The 1,761-nt window shown below is 73.5% G+C and carries 2 protein-coding genes; both read right to left on the bottom strand.

Annotated elements, in window-relative coordinates; all coding sequences use genetic code 11:
* The coding region (locus AB0B91_RS65680) for an epoxide hydrolase (protein WP_358343150.1) at positions 1-551 on the bottom strand (551 nt) is incomplete at its 3' end.
* Positions 533-1,761, bottom strand: a 1,229-nt coding sequence (locus AB0B91_RS65675) for a salicylate synthase (RefSeq protein WP_358343148.1), incomplete at its 5' end; no start/stop codon positions are given. The genes AB0B91_RS65675 and AB0B91_RS65680, both read right to left, overlap by 19 nt.

Here is a 1,761-nt window from a genome sequence, read left to right as displayed (position 1 = left end):
TGCGCCTGGGAGAACACCGCGCCGGCGTCGCCGCCCGGGGCGGCGAACCGCTCGTAGCCGAGCCGGGACATCAGTTCCCCCCAGGCGCGCGCGATGCGCGGCACGTCCCAGCCGGGCCCGGGCAGCGGCCGGGAGAAGCCGTAGCCGGGCAGCGAGGGGATCACCAGGTGGAACGCGTCGCGGGGGTCGCCGCCGTGCGCCGCCGGGTCGGACAACGGACCGATCACGTCCAGGAACTCCGCCACCGATCCCGGCCACCCGTGCGTGATCAGCAACGGCATCGCCTCCGGTTCCGGGGAGCGCACGTGCAGGAAGTGCACGGGCGCGCCGTCGAGGTCGGTGCGGAACTGCGGATACCGGTTGAGCCGCGCCTCGGCGGCCCGCCAGTCGTACTCGGTGCGCCAGTATTCGGCCAGCTCCCGAAGGTAGCCGAGCGGGACGCCCCGCTCCCAGCCCACGCCAGGCAGTTCGTCGGGCCAGCGGGTGGCGGCGAGGCGGCGCCGCAGGTCGTCGAGGTCCGCCTCGGGAATGGCTACACGGAACGGCTGCATGGCTGCCCCATCTCTCGGGTCGCGGTCGAAGGTTGCCCCCGGCGCTCGCCGGCGGCGTGGTCGGGTCGCTCGGCCACCAGGTACCGGGCGATGGTGGCCAATTTCTCGCGGGTCTCGGTCAGCTCCCGCTCCGGCAGCGAGGTGCCGACGATGCCGGCGCCCACCTGCAACCAGGTCCGCCCGTCGCGCTGGTAGACCGTCCGCAGCGCCACTGCCGCGTCCATCGCGCCGTCGGAGTCGTAGGTGAGCACCGCGCCGCCGTACAGGCCGCGAGCCGACGGCTCCAACTCGTGGATGACCTCGTACGCGGCCCGCTTCGGCACACCGGAGGTGGTGACAGCGGGAAACAGCGCGCTGAACGCGTCCCAGGCGTGGCTGGTCGCCGCCAGCGGGCTGCGGACGGTGGAGGCGAGGTGCTGCACCGACCCGCGCTCGCGCACGGCCATGAACTCGGGGACCTCCACTGGTGCCCCGGGGCACAGCTCGGCCAACTCGTCCACCGCCACCTTCACCGAGATCGCGTGCTCGTAGACCTCCTTGGGGTCGGTGAGCAGCTCCCGGCGTAGCGGTTCGTCGATGTCCTCACGGCCGGTGCGGGCCCGGGTCCCGGCGACCGGCTGCGTGGTCACCCAGCCCTTGGCCACCTCGACCACGGTCTCGGGACTGAAACCGGTGGCCGCCAGGCCACCGAGGCGCAGCAGGTACGAGCGGGCGGGCGTGTTCGCCTGGCGGCCCAGCCGGTACGTCGCCGGCAAGTCGACCGGGAAGGCGACCGGCACGGTGCGGGACAGGATCACCTTCTGCAACCGGCCGGAGCGGATCGTGCGCATCGCCCGGCCCACCGCGTACAGGTAGCCCTCGGCGTCCCAGTCGTCCACCGGGGTCGGCTGGCCGGGCGGGCGCACCGGCGGGGTTTTCTCCAGATCGGCCTGGACCGCGTCCAGGTCGGCCACGTCGAGCGCCCGCAGCAGCGTGCCATTGGCGTGGAAGCGCACCTCGACGCGGGGGATCATCAGGTGCAGGAACGGTTCGTCGTCGAGCAGTTCGACCAACCCGTCCCGGGCCGCGGCGAGCTCGAACCCGGCCCAGCCGTAGCAGCGCCAGGCATCCACCGGCACCTCGTCGAGCAGGGTGGGCAGCCCGCGCAGCGCCTCGGCGGAGAAGGGCGACGTCCGTCGGCCCTTGTGGGTGCGCACGTCCAGGCGACGCC

Origin of the sequence: Nonomuraea sp. NPDC049141, assembly GCF_040648415.1 — a bacterium.
GTDB lineage: Bacteria > Actinomycetota > Actinomycetes > Streptosporangiales > Streptosporangiaceae > Nonomuraea.
The sequence above is the reverse complement of the archived record's forward strand: the minus strand, read 5'-3'. Positions and strand labels throughout refer to the sequence as shown.